This is a genomic window from Pseudomonas sp. VI4.1 (assembly GCF_002029345.1).
In the GTDB taxonomy this organism is placed as follows: Bacteria; Pseudomonadota; Gammaproteobacteria; order Pseudomonadales; family Pseudomonadaceae; genus Aquipseudomonas.
The window spans coordinates 1-20,721 of sequence record NZ_MULM01000086.1 but is presented as its reverse complement, the minus strand read 5'-3'; the positions used below and the strand labels follow the sequence as shown (position 1 = coordinate 20,721).

12 protein-coding genes and 5 pseudogenes are annotated in these 20,721 nt (G+C 62.2%); 7 read left to right on the top strand and 10 right to left on the bottom strand.

The annotated features are described in order from the left end of the window. A pseudogene (locus BZ163_RS03650) lies at window positions 1-377 on the bottom strand (oxidase); the annotation flags it as partial. Window positions 378-599: 222 nt separating this feature from the next. Continuing rightward, entirely contained in the window at window positions 600-1,298 is a 699-nt protein-coding gene (gene csiR / locus BZ163_RS03645) for a DNA-binding transcriptional regulator CsiR (RefSeq protein ID WP_128869811.1), read from the bottom strand. 195 nt (window positions 1,299-1,493) lie between these two features. Here csiR and glaH point away from each other — a divergent pair, with 195 nt between their 5' ends. The 3 genes and pseudogenes from glaH (at window position 1,494) to gabD (ending at window position 5,332) form a co-directional block, all read left to right on the top strand. Continuing rightward, window positions 1,494-2,471 carry a glutarate dioxygenase GlaH gene (gene glaH, locus BZ163_RS03640; protein WP_128869810.1) on the top strand — a complete coding sequence of 326 codons (978 nt, stop codon included), beginning with the start codon at window positions 1,494-1,496 and terminating at the stop codon, window positions 2,469-2,471. Window positions 2,472-2,568: 97 nt separating this feature from the next. After that, window positions 2,569-3,846 carry an L-2-hydroxyglutarate oxidase gene (gene lhgO / locus BZ163_RS03635; protein WP_128869813.1) on the top strand — a complete coding sequence of 426 codons (1,278 nt, stop codon included), beginning with the start codon at window positions 2,569-2,571 and terminating at the stop codon, window positions 3,844-3,846. A gap of 36 nt (window positions 3,847-3,882) precedes the next feature. Continuing rightward, window positions 3,883-5,332: pseudogene (gene gabD, locus BZ163_RS03630) on the top strand (NADP-dependent succinate-semialdehyde dehydrogenase). Window positions 5,333-5,419: 87 nt separating this feature from the next. Here gabD and BZ163_RS03625 read toward each other — a convergent pair. The 5 genes and pseudogenes from BZ163_RS03625 to BZ163_RS03605 all read right to left on the bottom strand — a co-directional run bounded on the left by BZ163_RS03625 (window position 5,420) and on the right by BZ163_RS03605 (window position 11,703). Further along, window positions 5,420-6,742, bottom strand: coding sequence for a DUF1329 domain-containing protein (locus BZ163_RS03625; RefSeq protein ID WP_128869809.1), 1,323 nt, complete (start codon window positions 6,740-6,742; stop codon window positions 5,420-5,422). Between the two features lie 40 nt (window positions 6,743-6,782). Continuing rightward, window positions 6,783-8,796 (bottom strand): annotated as a pseudogene (locus BZ163_RS03620) (DUF1302 domain-containing protein). A 356-nt stretch (window positions 8,797-9,152) separates the two neighbouring features. After that, a complete protein-coding gene (locus BZ163_RS03615; RefSeq protein WP_128869808.1) occupies window positions 9,153-9,839 on the bottom strand; it encodes a TetR/AcrR family transcriptional regulator in 687 nt (228 codons plus the stop codon). Between the two features lie 278 nt (window positions 9,840-10,117). Next, window positions 10,118-10,555 (bottom strand): thioesterase family protein, encoded by a 438-nt coding sequence (locus BZ163_RS03610; protein ID WP_128869807.1) that lies wholly within the window; start codon window positions 10,553-10,555, stop codon window positions 10,118-10,120. Next, window positions 10,552-11,703 carry an iron-containing alcohol dehydrogenase gene (locus tag BZ163_RS03605; RefSeq protein ID WP_128869806.1) on the bottom strand — a complete coding sequence of 384 codons (1,152 nt, stop codon included), beginning with the start codon at window positions 11,701-11,703 and terminating at the stop codon, window positions 10,552-10,554. Before BZ163_RS03605 ends, BZ163_RS03610 begins: the two co-directional genes overlap by 4 nt. A gap of 343 nt (window positions 11,704-12,046) precedes the next feature. Here BZ163_RS03605 and BZ163_RS03600 point away from each other — a divergent pair, with 343 nt between their 5' ends. From BZ163_RS03600 to BZ163_RS03585, 4 genes and pseudogenes are all read left to right on the top strand, one after another. Continuing rightward, window positions 12,047-13,486, top strand: coding sequence for a hypothetical protein (locus BZ163_RS03600; protein WP_128869805.1), 1,440 nt, complete (start codon window positions 12,047-12,049; stop codon window positions 13,484-13,486). A 4-nt stretch (window positions 13,487-13,490) separates the two neighbouring features. After that, window positions 13,491-14,946: pseudogene (locus BZ163_RS36325) on the top strand (acyl-CoA reductase). 58 nt (window positions 14,947-15,004) lie between these two features. After that, window positions 15,005-16,063, top strand: coding sequence for an NAD(P)-dependent alcohol dehydrogenase (locus BZ163_RS03590; protein WP_128869804.1), 1,059 nt, complete (start codon window positions 15,005-15,007; stop codon window positions 16,061-16,063). A gap of 126 nt (window positions 16,064-16,189) precedes the next feature. Beyond that, window positions 16,190-17,197 (top strand): NAD(P)-dependent alcohol dehydrogenase, encoded by a 1,008-nt coding sequence (locus BZ163_RS03585; protein WP_128869803.1) that lies wholly within the window; start codon window positions 16,190-16,192, stop codon window positions 17,195-17,197. A gap of 88 nt (window positions 17,198-17,285) precedes the next feature. Here BZ163_RS03585 and BZ163_RS03580 read toward each other — a convergent pair whose 3' ends face one another. The 3 genes and pseudogenes from BZ163_RS03580 to BZ163_RS03570 form a co-directional block, all read right to left on the bottom strand. Beyond that, a complete protein-coding gene (locus BZ163_RS03580; RefSeq protein WP_178110420.1) occupies window positions 17,286-17,735 on the bottom strand; it encodes a thioesterase family protein in 450 nt (149 codons plus the stop codon). Further along, window positions 17,732-18,920 (bottom strand): annotated as a pseudogene (locus BZ163_RS03575) (acetyl-CoA C-acyltransferase). The gene BZ163_RS03580 and the pseudogene BZ163_RS03575 overlap by 4 nt, the downstream one beginning before the upstream one ends. A gap of 57 nt (window positions 18,921-18,977) precedes the next feature. Continuing rightward, window positions 18,978-20,721 (bottom strand): 3-hydroxyacyl-CoA dehydrogenase NAD-binding domain-containing protein (locus BZ163_RS03570; RefSeq protein WP_128869802.1); only part of this gene is annotated, 1,744 nt, incomplete at its 5' end.

The window sequence follows — 20,721 nt, the reverse complement described above, 5'->3', positions numbered from 1 at the left end:
AGCGGCGTGTCGACCGCGCCCTTGATCGTCAGGCGGTAGCTGTCCGGATCGATGCTGGTGGGGAAATTGGCCAGGTGGTAACGCACGAAAAAGGCGTCGTTGGGCGTGATCGGCCCATCGTTGAAGACAGGGAATGGCGTCTCCAGGTGCGGCGGGCGAGTGGTCACCAGGGTCAGCGGGCGTTTTTGCGGATATTGCACCAGCGGTCGCGGGCCAGCCGCAAAGGTCACGTCTTCGGCGTTTTCGTCGGCCGCCTCGGGTTCGGCGGCGGCCTTGGCCAGGCTTGCCAACGGCGAGGCCGCCAAAGCCAGGGTCAAGGCATCGCGCAGCACGCGTCGACGGCTCGGCGCGGCGTTATCCACAAAACTGAACTTCATCCTGCACGCTCTCCATGATTGTTCACCGGATGCAACTGACAGTCTCCCGTCAGGACGGAGAGGCATCTGTCAGTGGTTTTTGCTCGACTGTTCGATGTCGGCGAGCAAACCAGTATCGTCATGGAGGCGTCGACTGCTTCTCATTGAGCGACAGTCACAATGCATTTGATGACAGCGTGGCTTTTGATGACACCGTGCTACGGGGGGGAGCCCTGAGCGGGTTCAGGCAAGTTTCGCCCACTCGTCACGCTGCATCACCTCGACGATGATCGGCACGGGCGACATCAGGTGGGTGCGCATCAGGCTCGTCGCCCGCGCGGTATCGCGGGCGAGGATGGCTTCGACCAGCGCGGCATGCTCCTTGCGCTTCAACTCCAGGGCTTCTTCGGAGAACACCGTTTGCGTCAGCCACAAGTGACGATAGCGCTCGGCCTGATCGAACAGGTAGGTGCGCGCCTGGAGTAAATGCCTGGAGCCGCAACCGGCGGCAATGGCGCTGTGGAAGGCTTTGTGCCGTTCATCCCAGACGTCGAGCACCCTCTCGCGGGTCGTCACGTCCATGACTTTCGACAACGTATGGGACTGGGCCAGGATCTGGGCTTCCCAGGCGTCATCCCCCCGCTCGATGGCCAGGCCGACGATCATGGCTTCCAGATTGGCGCGGGCATCATAGATATCCTGCATCTCTCGCAGCGACATGGGCGCGACCCGGTAGCCTTTCTGGCTGATGACCACCACCAGGTGCTCGGCCACCAGTTGCGAAAGGGCTTCGCGCAGCGGGCCGACACCCAGGTCATAGCGCTCCTTGAGCCCGCTCATGAGCAGTTTCTCACCGGGTTTGAACACGCCACGGATGATGTCCAGCTTGAGCCGCTCATACCCGCTGAATGCAGAGTTAAGCCTGGGGGTGAGGCTATCCAAGGTGCTGCTCCTAAAATCGCCAAAAACCAATCATACCCAAACATCTATCAGACGAAAAACTTTCGACTAAAATCGGTTTTGTCGCCTAAACATAAAAATGTAGACATTTTTAATTTATGACGATACTTTTGCTCCAAGCCTGATCCAGACCCCTGCTGGAAGGCGCCAATCACTACCTTTTGCCCAGGAGCCGCCATGAACGCCTTTACTCAGATTCGGGACCTTGTGATGCCGCTGCCATCCGACAGCAAGGGCTTCACCCTCGCCCCCTCCCGCCAGTCGCCGCGGCTGCTGGAGTTGAAGTTCAACAAGGAAACCGTCGACGCGTTCATCAAGGCGGTGGCCGAGTGGCCGGTCCAGGCATTGGAGTACAAGTCGTTCCTGCGCTTTCGGGTCGCGCAAATCCTTGACGAACTGTGCGAAGGCACCCTGCGCCCGGTGCTGGTCAATACCATCCTGGACCGCGCCACCGGCGGCATGCTGATCACACCGGAAGGTCTGGACGACGTGTCCCAGGCCGATGACATGGTCAAGTTCTCCTCGGCCGTCGCCCACCTGATCGGCCGCTCCAACTTCGATGCCATGAGCGGCCAGTTCTACGCGCGCTTCGTGGTGGTCAACACCGACAACTCCGACAGCTACCTGCGCCAGCCACACCGGGTGATGGAACTGCACAACGACGGCACCTTCGTCCAGGAGCGTACCGACTACGTGATGATGATGAAGATCGACGAGCAGAACATGGAAGGCGGCAACTCCCTGCTGCTGCACCTGGACGACTGGGAAGATCTGCAGCACTACTACACTCACCCGTTGGCCCGCCGTGAAATGCGCTTCACCGCACCGCCGAGCAAGAACGTGCGTGAAGACGTGTTCCACGCGGTGTTCGACAACGATGCCGAAGGTCGCCCGACCATGCGCTACATCGACCAGTTCGTGCAGCCCAAGGACTTCGAGGAAGGTATCTGGCTGAACGCCATGAGCGAATCCCTGGAAGGCTGCCCGCAGAAGTTGTCGGTACCGGTGCCGATCGGCAGTTTCGTGCTGGTCAACAACATGTTCTGGCTGCACGGCCGCGACCGCTTCACCGCCCACCAGGGCCTGCGTCGTGAACTGATGCGCCAGCGTGGCTACATCAGCTACCAGAAAACCCTGTACCAGCGTGGTCAGTAAGGTTTGCCAGGCTGAGCTGAACTGACCAGGGCCACCCCCGTGGCCCTGGTCGTGCTTCCAACGAAAACCTAATCCAGGTGGGTGCAATCCAATGGCTGTGTACGACTTCATCATCATCGGCGGCGGCATTGTGGGCATGTCCACGGCGATGCAACTGACCCAGGTTTACCCCGACGCAAAAATCCTCCTGCTGGAGAAAGAGTCCGGCCCGGCCATGCACCAGACCGGCCACAACAGCGGCGTGATCCATGCCGGCGTCTACTACACCCCGGGCAGCCTGAAGGCGCGCTTCTGCCTGGAAGGCAACAAGGCCACCAAGGCTTTCTGCGACAAGCACGGCATCCCTTATGACGAGTGCGGCAAACTGCTGGTGGCCACCAACGCGCTGGAAATGGAGCGCATGGGTGCGTTGTGGGAGCGCACTGCAGCCAATGGCATCAAGCGCGACTGGCTGACGGCCGCCGAACTGCGTGAGCGCGAGCCGAACATCGTCGGCCTGGGCGGTATCTTCGTGCCTTCGAGCGGCATCGTGAACTACGCCCAGGTCACCGCCGCCATGGGCCGCGAATTCCAAGCCGCCGGTGGCGAGATCCGCTACAACAGTGAAGTGCTCGCCATCGATGAGCGTCCCGATGAAGTGGTGCTGCGCACCGGCAACCAGGAGCACCATGGCCGCTTCCTGATCACCTGCTCGGGCCTGATGGCCGACCGCGTGGTGCGCATGCTCGGGATCGAGCCCAATTTCATCATTTGCCCGTTCCGGGGCGAGTACTACCTGCTGCCCAAGCAACACAACCAGATCGTCAACCACCTTATTTACCCGATCCCGGATCCGGCCATGCCGTTCCTCGGCGTGCACCTGACCCGCATGATCGACGGCACCGTCACCGTCGGCCCCAACGCAGTGTTGGCGATGAAGCGCGAAGGCTATCGCAAGACCGATTTTTCGCTGACCGACATGTTCGAAACCCTGACCACCCCGGGCGTTCTCAAGGTGCTGAAGAAGAACCTGCGCCCCGGCCTGATCGAGCTGAAAAACTCGCTGTTCAAGGGCGGCTACCTCAAGCAGGTGCAGAAGTATTGCCCGAGCATCGTCAAGAGCGACCTGACCCCCTACCCGGCCGGTGTCCGCGCCCAGGCGGTCTCGCTGGACGGCAAGCTGATCGACGACTTCCTGTTCGTCAACACCGCCCGCAGCGTCAGCGTCTGCAACGCCCCGTCGCCGGCTGCGACCTCGGCCATTCCGATCGGCGCGTACATCGTCGACAAGGTCCGCGAGCAGCTCGCCAGCACCGGCGCCAGTTTCGTCAAACCGGTCAACGCCGCTCGGCCCGCCCCTCTGGCGGCATCCGTCGCAACCACCCAGTCACTGTAACCAGCAGCCACTGTAACCAGCAGCGAGGAATTTTGCGTGCAACTCAACGATCCGAAACTGTTCCGCCAGCAAGCCTATATCGATGGTGCATGGGTCGATGCCGACAACGGCCAGACCCTCAAGGTCAACAACCCGGCCACCGGTGACATCATCGGCAGCGTGCCGAAGATGGGCGCGGCCGAGACCCGTCGCGCCATCGAAGCCGCCGACAAGGCGCTGCCGGCCTGGCGCGCCCTGACCGCCAAGGACCGCGCCAACAAGCTGCGCAAGTGGTTCGATCTGATGATGGCCAACCAGGAAGACCTGGCCCGCCTGATGACCCTCGAACAAGGCAAGCCACTGTCCGAATCCCGTGGCGAAATCGCTTACGCCGCCTCCTTCCTGGAGTGGTTCGGCGAAGAAGCCAAGCGCGTCTACGGCGACATGATCCCCGGTCACCAGGTCGACAAGCGCCTGATGGTGCTCAAGCAGCCGATCGGTGTCACGGCCGCCATCACGCCGTGGAACTTCCCGTCGGCGATGATCACCCGCAAGGCCGGCCCGGCCCTGGCCGCCGGTTGCACCATGGTCCTCAAGCCGGCCTCGCAAACGCCCTACTCGGCCCTGGCCCTGGCGGAACTGGCCGAGCGCGCCGGTATTCCCAAAGGCGTGTTCAGCGTGGTCACCGGCAGTGCCGGCGAAGTCGGCGCCGAGCTGACCGGCAACCCGATCGTGCGCAAGCTGACCTTCACCGGCTCCACCGAAATCGGCCGTCAGCTGATGGTCGAGTGCGCCAAGGACATCAAGAAGGTCTCGCTGGAACTGGGCGGTAACGCACCGTTCATCGTGTTCGACGACGCCGACCTGGATGCCGCCGTCGAAGGCGCGCTGATCTCCAAGTATCGCAACAACGGCCAGACCTGCGTCTGCGCCAACCGCCTGTATATCCAGGACGGCATCTACGACGCCTTCGTCGAAAAACTCACCGCGGCCGTGGCCAAGTTGAACATTGGCAACGGCCTGGAAAACGGCGTCACTACAGGTCCCCTGATCGATGCCAAGGCCATGGCCAAGGTCCAGGAACACATCGCTGACGCCGTCAGCAAAGGCGCGCGCGTGGTGGCCGGCGGCAAGCCGCATGCCCTGGGCGGCACCTTCTTCGAGCCGACCGTGCTGGTCGATGTTCCGCGCAACGCCGCCGTCGCCAAGGAGGAAACCTTCGGCCCGCTGGCACCGCTGTTCCGTTTCAAGGACGAAGCCGATGTGATCGCCATGGCCAACGACACCGAATTCGGCCTGGCGGTCCTACTTCTATGCCCGTGACCTGAGCCGTGTGTTCCGGGTGGGCGAAGCGCTGGAGTACGGCATCGTTGGCGTCAACACCGGGATCATCTCCAACGAAGTGGCGCCGTTCGGTGGCATCAAGGCCTCGGGCCTGGGCCGCGAAGGGTCCAAGTACGGCATCGAGGACTACCTGGAAATCAAATACCTGTGCATCGGTATCTGACTCACCCCACCTGGTCGCTGAGCGGCAGGGTCCCCCTACTCCGCCGGCATGGGTTTTACTCATGCCAGCGGTGTCTTGCGCACCCCTTCAGCGAATACCGGTACCCGCCATGGACTCCGGCGACCACTGAGCCGTCGACAAAGGATCGATGTACTTGATGCCGCCGTGAGGACCTACCACGCCATTGATGTTGTAGGAACCGCGCACCAGGTCGTAGGTCATGAAAGGGGTAGCATCCGGAACCAGCTGGTCGTAACTCTGGCTGAGGAAGGCGAAGGAACCCCGATAAAGCTTGTCGCTCGCGCCGTACTGATCGGAGGCCAGAGCCGCCCAGCTGTCTTCATCCAGATAGAAGCGGCGCTTCTGGAAGATGTGCTGCGCCCCCGCCTTGAGAGTGCCCTCCACCACCCAGACGCGATGTTTCTCCCAACGTACGAAGTCGGGCGCGAGGAAGTTGGGCGTGGTCAACAACTTGGGATCCTGGGCGTAGGTCAATTTGTAGGTGTTGTAGGGCACGATCATTTCTTGCTTGCCCAATAGATTCCAGTCGTAAAGCTCCATGGCGCGGGCGGTACCGGGGTTAGGCGTGTCGAAGGCCAGGATCGATAACGGTTTGACGCGACGCTGGCCAGGCAGGTACTTCCAGGCGCGGCCCGCCTGCTGCACCGGGTTGGCGGCATTTTTAAGCATGATCGACTCGCCGGCCCGGCCCGCAGGGCCGGTATAGGACAACTTCATCTGGTAGTAAATGTCGGTGTTGTTGATGGGCCTGGACAGATTTTCATAAATCGGGAAGGAGACGAGTGCCCGGCCGGTGACCATCAGGCTCGACACGCCTGCCGAATCAACACTCCAGGAATCGTACTTGGAGTCGATGGTGACCCCTTGGTAGCGCAGCAAGAAGTTCCACATTGCCTCGGCCCCCGATTGCGGAATCGGGAAGGGTACGCCGGGCAGTACGTTGTCGATGGCCAACCCGCCCTGGAGGGACTTGGCCCTGGTGGCATTTATCTGGCTGTTACCCAGCACTGTTTGTGGCAGTGCCACGGTTCGATGGGTCGGATACACGTCGATACGGTAGCCAGGGTAACGCTTGGCCAAATGCGCGGTGGTGGCGGTGAGCATGTGCTTGTACCGGTCGACGTTTCTACCATCGATCACCAGCAGCGGTTTTTCACCGGCATAGGGGTCCGGGCGCATGTTATCGCCCGCCTTGAAACCGGCCGGAGCGGTGGTCAGGCCACCGTTATAAGCCGGGATGGAGCCATCGGCATTGCCGGCCTGTTCGGCACCTGTCAGGGTCAGGCTGGCGCCCAGCCGAGCGGCTTCCTGGCTCGACACGGAAGCCTGGGCATGAATGGCCAGCGCCATGATGAGCGACACAGCCAGTGGACTTTTCACGAATTTCATCTTGTTATTCTCCTGCCTGGTAGCCCAGGCAACTCGTGAATCAGAAAGAGGTCTTCAGCGTCAGGTACACGGCCCCTCGGTCTTGAATGCTCGCGCTACCGCCGGAGAAGCTCGAATAGCCACCGCCATAACACGCATAGTTCTGGTTGCCGCTGAACACGCTGGGCGTGGAGCCGTCGCCGCTGCCGGAATTGTCTTCACCAGTATTCGTGCCGCTGGTATTGCACTTTTCGGTCTTGCCGAAAGCGTCCACGTACTTCAGGTCGACAAAGTACTGGTTGTACACAACGGCACCGACGCCGATCGAATAGTTGCCGGTGTTTTTCGCACCGCCGGCGGATACGGGTGATACGCCGGCAAGGCCCAGGTTGATGGACATCGGCATGTTGAGGTCGACACCCGGGAGCACCTGGGTCCAGGTCGGCGTGAAGTTGGCAGCGATACCCCAGTTGTCCCGCGTTGGCGCATCGATGCCACGGTAGCTGCCGTTGCCCTTGTAGAGCGCCGCGTTCTTGCTATCGAGCTTGAGCAGATTGCTGTAATACAGCTCGGTGAGCAGGCTTGCCGAATTGAACAGCGGTGTCTTGGGAAAAGCCCACAGGCCATTGAGCGTCCAGTGCAGCGTGTCACCGGTGGCGCTCATGCTGTCGCCCTTGCTCGGGGTGTCATAGACAATACCGGTCTGCGCCGTACGCACAGGCAACAGACCCAGGCCGGCACCCAGCCCCAACGGATCGGTGGAGCTGAGAGTGGCCGGAATGCTGGCAAGCGGCATGTTGTGACGCACGCTCAGGTCGGAGCCGACACTGACGCCGGAAAAATCCTTGGACAGGCTCAGACCAATGATGTGGATATTGTCGGCATAGGCCAATTGATAGGTATTGGTCCCCTCCGAGTTAAGCGTATTGACGCCAGCCGGCACGATACCCACTGGCGGGGTCCCATCGGGGTTGGCCGAACTGATCCCCCTGACGTCCAGCCACGCCTGCGGCAGAATATCGGAGGTATTGCGGTAGTAGAAACCGAGGGTACCGTCCAGCCAGGCCGGTGACCACTTGGCCATTACGCCCCAGTCTCCGCTGTTGCCCGGTGTCAGATCATGACCACGACGCACGCTGTTGATCGCGCTGCAAGGCGACAGGCCGCACCCCAAAGGGCTTCCAGGGACCGCGGCATTGGTGTTGCCCAGCAGCAACGACTGCGCGCCGGTTCCCAGCAGGTCGGAGCCACCATAGTAGGTACCGGCCTCCGGCAGACGGGCAGCACGCCAATCCAGGAAGTACTGTGCGCCCAGGGTCAACTCGGAATCGAGGGTGAAGGTCATCGAGAGCTGGTTACGCGGTACGAACAACTCCTTGGCCTCGGTACCGGGCGAGGCCGCCAGCTTGGCCAGGTCCAGCCCGGACTGGCCATAGCTGATCGAATGCACCGGGTTCAGCAATGGTCTCGCCCCAGAACACGTTGTGCTGGCCGGCCTTGAGGCTGAGCAGGGACTCGTCGCCCACATCCGTGCTGTAGAACACAAAGGCATCGAGAATTTCGCCGGACGGGCCATTGTAGTAGCGCTGGGCGTAGTGACTCAGGTGGCGACTGCCATTGCCGACATTGTCCTGGGTGACCGCGGCCAGGCGCGGATCGTTCTCGACCAGGCCCGACGTCTCGCCATTACCGTTACCGAAGGGATTGGAACTGGAGCCGACGTTGTCATACGCCTTGTCATACCAGCTCGCAGCACTGATGCGAAAGCCCTTGCTACCCTGGTGAACCACATCCAGCTCGGTCAGCAGGTCAACACGATTGGTAATATTGGTGCCGGCTCTTCGGAAGTTATAGTCACCGTCGTTGCTGTTCGGTGTCCTCAGCGTGCGCTTGTGCGCATTTTCGGTGCGCACACCGTAGTTGTACTTGATGGTGTTATCGAAACGCACCTCCCAGTCCGGGTTGCCGGTATCCAGTTCGAAGGCATGGGCTGCCGGCATGGACGCTGCCAGGATGGCCAAGGCCAGCAGACTGTGACGCGAGGGGGTGTGGCTATCACTTTTATTGTTATGCATGACATCATCGCTGCCTTTTTGTATTTTTTTTTTTGCGAGGCTACCTAAGGGGCGGTCCGCTTGAACACCTCCACCTACCTTCTCGATGACTTGACTGACGCAATCGCCAGACACTTCCTTCAGTGTCGACATTAACGAGTGTCTGGCCGATGTGATTTACATTTAATGTCAGTTACTTCTCTTTTGATGACAGAGAAGTAGAGCCTGGCCTATTCCAGGGCCATTGCGACAAATACCTGCTGGCGTGCCCGAACCCTGCTCTCGCAGCATCCGGGCGCCTGTCGCGCAGGTCGATACCGACGATCATCGAATCTGATCGACCCACGGATGGTTGGGATTGTTATGCAGAACGACTGCTACGAGGGTCGTGGCGGGTCACCTGGGGCAGTCAACAGCGCGTGCAGCATCCGCGCCATCAACTGGGGCGTGTCCTCGTCAGTGAGATAACAGGGCCTTTCCAGCAACATGGCCCGAGGTAGCGCCGACCATGTCTGGTAGACCAGAAACTCGGCCTTTTCCAGGTCTTTCACCCGGATTTCGCTGGCGAAACGCTTCATCAAGGCCGAGCTCGCGGTAGTGGTCAAGAGCGACTTGGACTTGACCAGATCCAGGCGCACCAACTCGTCGTAATGAGTGGAGCGCACACTGAACACCGGATCGAACAGGGTTTTCTTGTGGTGGGCGGCGAGAACGGCCCGCAAGGCCAGCAAAATTCCGTCATACAGGGTGGCCTCAGGCGGCAGCGCCATGATGCCGGCGTACAGCCCCGTGCGGGCTTCATTGCGGTAATCGTCAAAAATCGCAGCGATCAGCGATTCCATCGTCGGGAAATATTCGTAGATTGAACTGATTGCCACGCCTGAATCTTCGGCCAGGCGCATGGCGTTCAAGGCGTCCCGCCCTTCGCTTTCGAGAATCTGCAGCGCGGTTTGCTTCACGGCCGAAACCAGCGCGATCGAGCGCGCCTGCCGTGGTGCCTTGCGAGGTTGGGCTGGAATTTCGACCTGAAATACGCCCTCATCCCCGTTTTTTTTATTGGTCATACAATCTCCTGGTAAATCGCCAGCACATCCTTGAGCCGGACTCTCCTCACGATAGCGCGCAGACTGACAGCGCTTTCCCCATTACAGGGAGGGAGATCGATTATATTCCAGTGCACTCAATGCACCAGCCTCAAGGAGTGAAATCCAAGGGGTGCAGGGCAATGCCAGCCAGCGGCCAGGCGCAGGTGTTCATCAGGGGGGGGTGATTTGATCATCTTCAGCCTGCCGCTGCCATGACCAACGGCAGCAGCAAGTGAAGGATGATGGCGCCCGCTCAGTCAGTCAGCGAGCCTGGCGAGTACCGTACGTATCGCTTGCGGGATGGGCACTGCTACGTTGCTGGCCCGATCGACATACACATAAACGATATGGGCCGCTGCAACCGCCTCCTGCTCATCGTTGCGAAACAAGGCCAGTTCGTACCGGGCGCTGCTGTTGCCCAGATGGGAAATTCTCATACCGATACTGATCTGGTCGGGGAAACCGCTGGGCGAAAAGTAGGTGCAACCCGAATTGACAATCAACCCGATCACCGGGCTGCTGGCACTGTCGAGGGTCCCCTGTTCGACCAGGAACGCAGTGATCGCCGACTCGCAATACGAGTAATAGACCACATTGTTCACATGCCCGTAGGCGTCCTGATCCCCCCAGCGCGTCGGCATGTGGGTGAAGCGTCGGAACTCATCCCGACGCGGCCGCTCAACCCTGGTACTCACAGGATTTCCATGTAGATCGAGCGCACGTCGTCCAGGCAGACTTCCCGAGGGTTGTTGCCCAGCAAGCGCTGCTGCTTCATCGCATCGACAGCCAGCGCCTCGATGTCGGACTCCACGATACCCAAGTCACGCAAGCGGGTCGCCAGACCCAGCTCACCGGCCAGGCCACCCAGATAGTCGGCCAGGGCAGAGGCTTTTTCGCGATCGCTACCCAAGGTGCCGGGCAGGACGATATCGGCCAGTTGCGCATACAGCGGCGCCACGGCCTCGAGGTTGAAGCGCATCACCGGCCCCAGCACCAGGGCATTGGACAGCCCGTGCGGGATGTGGAACCGTGCGCCCAGGGGATAAGCCAGGGCATGCACCGCCGCCACCGGGGCGTTGGCGAACGCCATACCCGCCAGGCTGGCACCCAGCAGCATGTTTTCCCGCGCTTCGAGGTTCTTGCCGTCCTTACAGGCCTGGAACAGGCTGCCGGCCAACAGGCTCAGCGCCTCGCGCGCCAGGCAATCGGAAATCGGGTTCTTCAGGTTCTTGGTGGTATAGGCCTCGACGGCATGAACCATGGCATCGATACCGGTCGCCGCCGTGACATGGGCTGGCAGGCCAAGGGTCAGTTCCGCGTCCAGCACAGCCACGTCGGGCAACAGCATGGGCGAGTAAACAACGTTCTTCTGGCCATCACCGGTGGTCACCACCGAAACCGACGTCACTTCCGAACCGGTCCCGGCCGTGGTCGGCACCAGAATCAACGGCAGGCGCGGGCCTTTGGTCTTGTTAATGCCGTAGATCTCGACCAGGGACTCGCCACTGCGCGCCAACAACGCTGCCAGCTTGGCGGCATCCAGCGTGCTGCCGCCACCCAGGCCCAGCACGCAATCGGCGCCACAGGCTTTGGCGGCGTCCACCGCGGCCAGAATCACCGACTCCGGCGGGTCAGCCTGGACCTGCGAAAACACCGTAACGGCTATCCCGTCACTCTCGAGGCCGGCGACCACCGCATCCAGTAGTCGCGCCGCAATAACCCCCGCATCGGTCACCACCAGAACCGAAGCGCAACCCATGCCTCGCACTTGCGTGGCGAGCCGGGTCGCGGCGCCCAGTTCAATGATCGTTGATGGCGTGGTCTGAAATACCATTTTCAACATGGAAGCCTCACAAATAGGTGTGTTGCACTGATTTTTATGGTGATCGCAAAGCACCTGCGCTAGCCGCAAATCCCTCACGTTAGTGGCCTGACTGGCAGCGCGCCCCGACCATTATTAGTGTGAATGCCGGGTCATACTCCAGCCCTTTGAACGCACCACCCTCAAATCCGGAACGGCCTGTTCCAACACATTAAAATCTCTTATTTTTTTCATATTTTTCAATCAGTTAGACAATCATCCCGATCGCCTCAATCCGGAACAAAAACCAAGGCCGCCATCCCATACTGGATTCACACCTCTCCCCGGCCCCGCCGGTTTCACTAGTCGAGTAGCGAGCCAGAAAATGCCCACTGCACAACTGTCGATAGAACAAAAAACCCAGCAGCTGCTGAACAATCCGGCAGAAATGGTCAATTATTCCCAAACCGCCTGGAACAATCTGCCCCGCGCCGAAATCGACGCGCTGCAGCTGACCGCCCTCAAGCAGCGCTTTGCAGAATTGCGCGACCGGATCCCCATGCTCAAAAAGCTTGCCGACGCCCAACGCGTGGACAGCATCGAGCAATTCGACGACGTGGTGCCGCTGCTGTTCGAACACAGCGTGTACAAGTCCTACCCGCCCTCCTTGCTGGAAAAGCGCAACTTCGCCCAGATCAACAAGTGGCTGGGCAAACTGGTAACGCCAGAGATGGCCGAAGCCATCGCCGCGGTCGACGTCAGCGCGTGCCAGGGCCTGGACGACTGGTTCGAGACCATGGACAAGGCCGTGCCGCAACTGCGCATCAGCCACACCTCGGGCACTTCCGGCACCCTGTCGTTCCTGCCTCACGGCGTCAATGAGTGGGACAAATTCGCCCAGCTGCGCAAGTTGAATGTGTGGGCCATGGAAGGTCCGGACACCCCGGCGCCTAACCTGCACACGATTTATCCGTACTACCGCAAGGGCTACCTGAGCCATGTGCGTGTCCACATCGCCATGATCCCGGCGCTGTTGCCGGACGAATCGCATTTCCATGCGGCTTACCCGACCACCCTCAGCACCGACGTGCTCCACCTGGGGGCCAAGCTGCGCGCGGCACAGTCCAAGGGCACGCTCGATCGCCTGGAGATCAGCCCGGAACTGATGGCCAAGAAGAAGGCTTTCGATGAGTTGCAGGCCGAAATGCCGCAACACCTGGCGACCTTTTTCGATCATATGTCCACCCAGCTCAAGGGCAAGCGCGTGTACATCGGCGCGACCTGGAACCTGTTGCACAACATGGCCAAGGCCGGTCTGGAGCGCGGCCTGGAAGGGGTCTTCCACCCTGACTCGTACATCCACACCGCCGGTGGCGGCAAGGGTTCCGTGCAACCCGAAGGCTGGCGCGACGACGTGCTGCGTTTCACCGGTGCCAAGGTGCTCAACGAATCCTACGCCATGTCCGAAATCGTCGGCGGCGTCCATACGCGCTGCGAAGAGGGCCACTTCCACTTCGCCCCGACCGTCATCCCCTACCTGCTTGATCCGGAGACCAGCAAGCCGCTGCCACGCCATGGCCGTGTGACCGGCCGCGCCGCGTTCTTCGACCTCGGTGCCGAAACCCGCTGGGGCGGCTTTATCACCGGCGATGAAATCACCGTCGAATGGGACAAGCCCTGCGCCTGCGGTCGGCCGAGCTACTACGTGGTCGGACCGATCCAGCGCTACAGCGAAATAAACGGCGGCGACGACAAGATCAGCTGCGCCGCAACAGAAGACTCGCATCGCCAAGCGATGGATTTCCTGACCACATTAGAGGGCTAACCCCATGACCAAACCCATTGCGCCAATGATCATCCGCGGCAAAGTCATCACCGACAACCTGATCGACGTCGGTGGCCGCGGCGGCGACCTGGTCTTCCAGACTCCGGATGCGCACAAGTACATCGACCAACTGCCGCTGGGTAACCCGGCGAAGCTGGCCGACCTGTACACGCTCACCTTCAAGGACATCCTCGACTACTGCGAAGCCCTCGGCGAACGCCTGGAGTTCGACCAGAACCCCTACTTGCAGGAAGCCTGCGAGCTGTCCTACCTGACTGCGCCGGTCACCCCGACCATGGTCAAGGGCAGCTACATGGGGCTGCGCCACATGCTTACCCGTGAATCCGTCACCGAACAGGTGGAGAACTCGGTGGGCGTCAAGTACCTGGAAGGCTGGGTCAAGCAAACCCTGATCGATGGCACCGAACTGGACGTGCGCTGCTTCGGCGCCCGCACACTGCATATCGTCGCGGGCAACGCGACCGGGCTGTCGCTGCTGACCAGCCTGCGCAACATGGTGCTGCGCAGCGATGCGATCATCAAGGCGCCGTCCAACGACCCGTTCACCGCGCTGGCCATTGCCCGCACCATGGTCGAGATGGCGCCGGACCACCCGCTGACCAAACACCTCAGCGTCGCTTACTGGAAAGGCGGCGACCAAGCCTTCGAGGAGCGCCTGTACCAGCCACAGAACCTGGAGAAGATCGTTGCCTGGGGCGGCTTCGTCGATGAAGCACGTCACCCGCTACATCCAGCCGGGCCTGGAGCTGATCTCCCTCGACCCGAAACGCAGCGCGAGCATCCTCGGCAAGGGCACCTTCGACAGTGAAGAAACCATGCGCGAGGCCGCCGTGCGCCTGGCCAGCGACATCGGCGCGCTGAACCAGAAAGCCTGCGTGTGCGCGCGGGTGGTCTACGTGCAGAGCGGCACCGACGAGGCCGGCCTGGCGAATCTGAACAAGTTCGGCGGTTATGTCTACGACGCCATGCAGACCCTGCCCAACACCCTCAGCACCATGCCCAAACGCTACGACCAGGGCCTCAAGGCCGAAGTCGACGCGCTGCGCCTGGATGACGAGTGGTACAAGGTGATTGGCGGCATGGACGGCGAAGGTGCAGTCATCTGCTCGCAGCTTCCGGAGTCGGTGTCCTTTGCCACCAAGCTCGACGACCGTACCGCCAACCTGGTGCCGGTCGATGACCTGCACGAGATGATGGGCGCGGTGGATGCCTATACCCAGACCGTCGGCGTCTACCCGGAAAGCATCAAGGAAGATCTCAAGGACATCCTGCCGCTGTATGGCGCCCAGCGCATCGTTTCGCTGGGCTACGCAGCCGGGCTGAAATGGGCCGGTCCGCAGGATTCCATCGAGCCGCTGCGTCGCATGGGCAAGTGGATCGTCAACCAGATCGCCTCGCCGGAAATGACCCCGGCGCCGTGGTTGCGCCCATCGATCTAACCCCTCTGTACCCCCGGCTCTTGCCGGGGGTACGCGTTGATTTCTACAGGACTTACCCATGACTACTTGCCTGGGATTTGCCGCCCACGAGGCGCACTCCGCCCTCACCCCCTTTCGCTTCGATCGCCGCGCCTTGCGCGCCGATGACGTCGCCATCGATATCGCCTATTGCGGCGTCTGCCATTCCGATGCCCACCAGGTCAACAACGACTGGAACAACACGGTCTATCCCATCGTGCCAGGCCACGAGATCGTCGGGCATGTCACTGCCGTCGGCAGCAGCGTCAGCCGCTTCAAGGTCGGCGACCGGGTCGCGGTCGGTTGCCAGGTCGACAGCTGCCTGCAGTGCGCGCCGTGCGCGGAGCATCAGGAGCAACTGTGCGTCCATGGCCCGACGCCGACCTACAACGGCAAGGACCGTCATACCGGCGAGATCACCTATGGTGGTTATTCCGAGCACATTGTCGTTCGTGAGCAGTTCGTTCTGCGCATGCCCGAAAGCCTCGATCCGCGCTACGCCGCGCCTTTGCTGTGCGCCGGCATCACCGTGTGGAGCCCGATGCGCCGTTACGGCGTGGGCAAGGGTTCGAAAGTCGCGGTGGTCGGCCTTGGCGGGCTCGGTCATATGGCCGTGAAACTGGCCGTTGCCCTGGGTGCCGAAGTCACCGTGATCACCACCTCACCGGGCAAGGCCGACGACGCCCGCACCCTCGGTGCCAATCACGTGCTGTTGTCCAACGATGCGGCGGCGATGGCGACAGCGGCCAATGCCTTCGAATTCATCATCGACACCATTCCCAGCAGCCACAACGTCAACCCTTATCTGATGCTGCTGGGTCGCGAGGGCGTGATGGTGCTGGTCGGCGCCATCGAGCCGCTGGAGCCGATCCACGGCGGCTTGCTGATCCGCAATAACCGCACCCTGGCCGGTTCGCTGATCGGCGGGATCCAGCCGATTCAGGAACTGCTGGAATTCTGCGCCGAACACCAGGTCCTGCCCAGCTGCGAAATGATCGACATCAAAGACATCAACACCGCCTTTGAGCGCCTGCAGCGCAACGACGTGAAGTACCGCTTCGTGATCGACATGACCAGCATGCGTGACGTAGCGCTTTAAACACTTCCAACGCTGCGGTGCCCACCACCGCAGCGTCCTCTTGAGGCAATATGCTCCAGTTCGGGCGCGGCCATCGTTGACGAAACAGCTGTGCCTCCCTTTGCGCGGACTGACTCGAGGACACTCATGAAAGCCATTCAACTCCAACACCCCGCTGGCCTGGATAACCTGCGCCTTGTCGACATGCCCGCCCCCGGTGCGCCCGGTGCAGGCGAGATCCAGGTGCGTATCCATGCCAGTTCGCTCAACTACCACGACCTCGGCGTGGTCACCGGCCACGCCCGGGCGGAGGATGGTCGCATCCCCATGTCCGATGGCGCCGGGGTCGTCACCGCCGTCGGCGAAGGTGTGACTGAGTTCGCCGTGGGTGATTGCGTAGTGTCCCGCTTCTTCCCCCACTGGCAATCGGGCCGCGTCGTGCCCACCACCTTCCAGACTGTCCCGGGCGATGGCGTGGACGGCTTTGCCCGCGAACGGGTCAATATGCCCCCCGAAGCTTTCACACTGGCGCCCAAGGGCTATAGCCATGAAGAAGCCGCCACGCTGACCACGGCAGGCCTGACTGCGTGGCGTGCACTGGTCGTGGACGGTCGTCTCCAGGCGGGTGACACCGTGCTGGTACTGGGCACTGGCGGTGTTTCCATTCTTGCGCTGCAAATGGCCAAATCCATGGGCGCGAGGGTGATTGCCACGACCTCATCAGAGGCCAAGCAAGCACGCCTGCTGGCACTGGGCGCCGATCAGGTCATCAACTACAAGGACCAACCCGAATGGGGCGACGCAGTACTGGCCGCCACGGGCGGGCATGGCGCCGACATCGTGGTTGAAGTGGGTGGCCCGGGCACATTGCCCCAGTCAATTCGTGCCTGTGCGCCGGGCGGCCACATAGCGCTGATCGGTGTGCTCACGGGTATGTCCGGCAGCGTTCCCACCCTGGAACTGATGCGCAAGCAGCAAACCCTGCAGGGCCTGATCGTCGGCAGCCGCGAACAGCAGCAAGACATGGTGCGCGCCCTGGAAAACTTCAGCTGGCGCCCCGTCATCGACAGCCGCTACCCGCTGGAACAGATCGCCGAGGCCTTTGCCCATCAGCAATCCGCCAGGCACTTCGGCAAGATCTGCCTGCACTACTGAATCAAAGCCCCCACACTGTAGGAGCGGGCTTGCTCGCGCCTACAAGTGGCGCGACAGCGCGGCGTCGAAGAAGCCGCGCTGCCCCTTATCAATCGACGTTGACCAGCAGCGGGACGAGCGCAGCCCGCAGGGCCTCGCCGAGCGCCACCGGACGCCGGGATTCGCGGCCCACGTAGACATGCACGAAGTGCCCCTGCGCCGACGCCTGGGCCTCCCCCGCACGGAACAGGCCCACCTCATACCGCACACTGGAGCCACCCAGCCGGGTCACCCGCACCCCGGCTTCGATGTCGTCTGGAAAAGCGATCGGCGCGAAATAGTTGCACTGGGTTTCGACCACCAGGCCAATCGTCTCGCCGCGCTCGAAATCGAGCACGCCCTGGCTCAGCAGATAACCGTTCACTGCCGTGTCGAAATAGCTGTAGTAGTTGACGTTATTGACGTGGCCGTAGACGTCGTTATCCATCCAGCGGGTCTGGATCGGCCGAAAATGCGGGTAGTCCCCGCGTGAATTGGCGCCGGGTCTGGACTGGCTCACTGGAACACCTCGAACAGACCGGCCGCGCCCATGCCGCCGCCGACGCACATGGTCACCACCACGTACTTCACGCCGCGTCGCCGGCCTTCCAGCAGGGCATGCCCGACCATCCGCGCACCACTCATGCCGTAAGGATGGCCGATGGCGATGGCACCGCCATTGACGTTCAGCCGGGCGTCGTCGATGCCCAGGGTGTCGCGGCAATGCAGCACTTGGCAGGCGAACGCTTCGTTAAGCTCCCACAGGCCGATATCGTCCACCGTCAGGCCGTGTTGCTTGAGCAGCTTGGGCACCGCCAGCACCGGGCCGATGCCCATTTCCTCCGGGGCCAGGCCGGCCACGGCAATCCCGCGATACAGGCCCAACGGCTTGAGGTTGCGCTGCTCGGCGAGGCGCGCATCCATCAATACGCAGGCGCTGGCGCCGTCGGACAGTTGGCTGGCATTGCCGGCGGTGATGCAGCCGCCCTCGATCACCGGCTTGAGGTTGACCAGGTCTTCCAGGCGGGTCTGCGGACGGTTGCCTTCATCGCTGGTGAGGGTGACCTCTTCCAGGCGCGTCTCGCCAGTGGTTTTGTCGATCACCTGCCGCAGGCTGGTGACCGGGACGATTTCGCCATCGAACAGGCCGGCCCGCTGCGCCGCAGCGGTTCGTAGCTGCGATTGCAGGGCATAGGCATCCTGCGCTTCACGACTGATGCCGTAGCGCTTGGCGACCAGTTCGGCGGTTTTCAGCATCGGCATGTAGGCGTGGATGGCGTTGCGCTCGACCTGTGGGTCGCGCTCGGCGTAGGCCCATTCCATATTGCGATTCTGCACCGCACTGATGTTCTCCTGGCCGGCACCGATCGCGGCGGGCATGCCGTCGACCATGATCTGCTTGGCGGCGGTGGCGATGGCCATCAGGCCCGAGGCGCACTGGCGATCCAGGGTCTGCCCGCTGACCGACAACGGCAGGCCCGAGGCCAGGGCCGCCATGCGCGCCAGGTTCAGGCCGGCAGTGCCGCTGGTCAGGGCGGTGCCCATCACCAGGTCTTCGATTTCCCCCGCTTCGATACCAGCGCGTTCTACCGCCGCGCGGATCGCATGGCTGGCCATGGTCGGCGACTTGATGGTGTTGACCGCGCCAACGGAAAGCCTTGGCGATAGGGGTACGGGCCGTGGACAGAATGACGGCTTCTTTCATGGTCGAGATCCTTGTTTAATCGATTGGGGCGGCCACCCGGGAGTGGCCGCCGGAGGGTCAGAGACGTTCGATGCGGGTCTTGCCGCTGGCCACCAGGCGCTCCAGCAGTGCGGCGGGTTGGAACCACATCGCGCCGTAGGCGCCGAGTGCCTGGCGGTAATGGCCGATGCGCTCCAGCACGTGCGCCAGCCCCAGCCCCAGCCCTTCGGCGTAATGCAACGGGCCGCCGCGCCAGGCCGGGAAGCCGTAGCCGTTGATCCAGACCAGGTCGATGTCGCTGCTGCGCTGGGCAATGCCTTCGTCGAGCAACTGGATGCCTTCGTTGACCAGCATCAACAGGCAGCGGTCGTGGATTTCCTGATCGCTGATGGCGCGGCGCTGGATCCCCAGGTCGCCGGCGATCTGCTCGGCCAGGGCGACCACTTGCGGGTCATCCTTGCGCTCGCGGCCTTCGTAGAGGTAATAGCCGCGGCCGGTCTTCTGGCCATAACGGCCGAGGGCGTAGAGTGCGTCGGCGAGCTTGCAGTAGCCGGGGTCGTGGGCAATCACATCCCGGCGCGACTCGCGCACCAGGAAGCTGACATCAATGCCGGCCAGGTCGTGCATCGCGATCACGCCCATGGCCAGGCCCAGGCCGGTGAGGACCTTGTCGATCTGCGCAGGCGTAGCGCCTTCCAGCAGCAGGCGGTGCGCCTCGCGGGAATAGGGTTCGAGCATGCGGTTGCCGATGAAGCCGAAACACACCCCGGAGACCACCGGGATCTTGCCGATGCGCTTGGCGATCTTCAGCGTGGTGGCCAGCACATCGGGGGCCGTGGCCGTGCCACGCACCACTTCGAGCAGGCGCATCACGTTGGCCGGGCTGAAGAAGTGCAGGCCGACCACGTCCTGTGGCCGGCGGGTGACCGCGGCAATGGCGTCGACATCCAGGGTGGAGGTATTGCTCGCGAGAATCGCACCGGCCTTGCACACCTCGTCCAGAGTGCGAAACACCTGCTGCTTGATCGACAGGCTCTCGAACACCGCTTCGATCACCAGGTCGGCCTTGGCGAGGTCGGCGTAGTCCAGGGTGCCGTGGAGCAGCGCCATGCGTTCTTCCACCTGCTCGGCCGTGAGCTTGCCGCGCTGGACACTGGTTTCATAGTTTTTGCGGATCTGCGCCATGCCGCGCGCCAGGGCATCGGCCTTGAGCTCCAGCAGCGTCACCGCCATGCCGGCATTGGCAAAGTTCATGGCGATCCCGCCGCCCATGGTGCCGGCGCCTATCACCGCCACCTGGTTCACCGCACGGATCGGCGTGGCCGCGCCCAGCCCCGGCAGCTTGCCGACTTCACGTTCGGCGAAGAACACATGGCACAAAGCCTGGGATTCGCTCGAGGCCTCGGCCTCTTTGAACAGCTCGCTCTCCCTGGCCAGGCCTTCGGCCAACGGCAGGTTGCAGGCGATCTCGATCGCCGCGACCACCCGCTGTGGCGCGCTCTGGCCGCTCCAGCGACGTTGGTTGGCGGCACGGTATTCGGCGAAGTAATTCGCCGGCAAGGCCGCTCCCGGGTGCTCTTGAGGGTCAGTCGGCCGCGCCGGCTCCTGATGGGCAATCAAGTCTTCGGCAAGACCGCGAGCGGTGTCGAGCAGGCTGTCCGCGTCTGGCGCCACACGGTCGACCAAACCCAGCGCCAGTGCGCGAGGCGCGTTGACCGGCTGGCCCGAAGCAACCATTTCCAGCGCCGCGACGGCACCGATCAGGCGCGGCAGGCGCTGGGTGCCACCGGCGCCGGGCAGCAAGCCGAGCTTGATTTCCGGC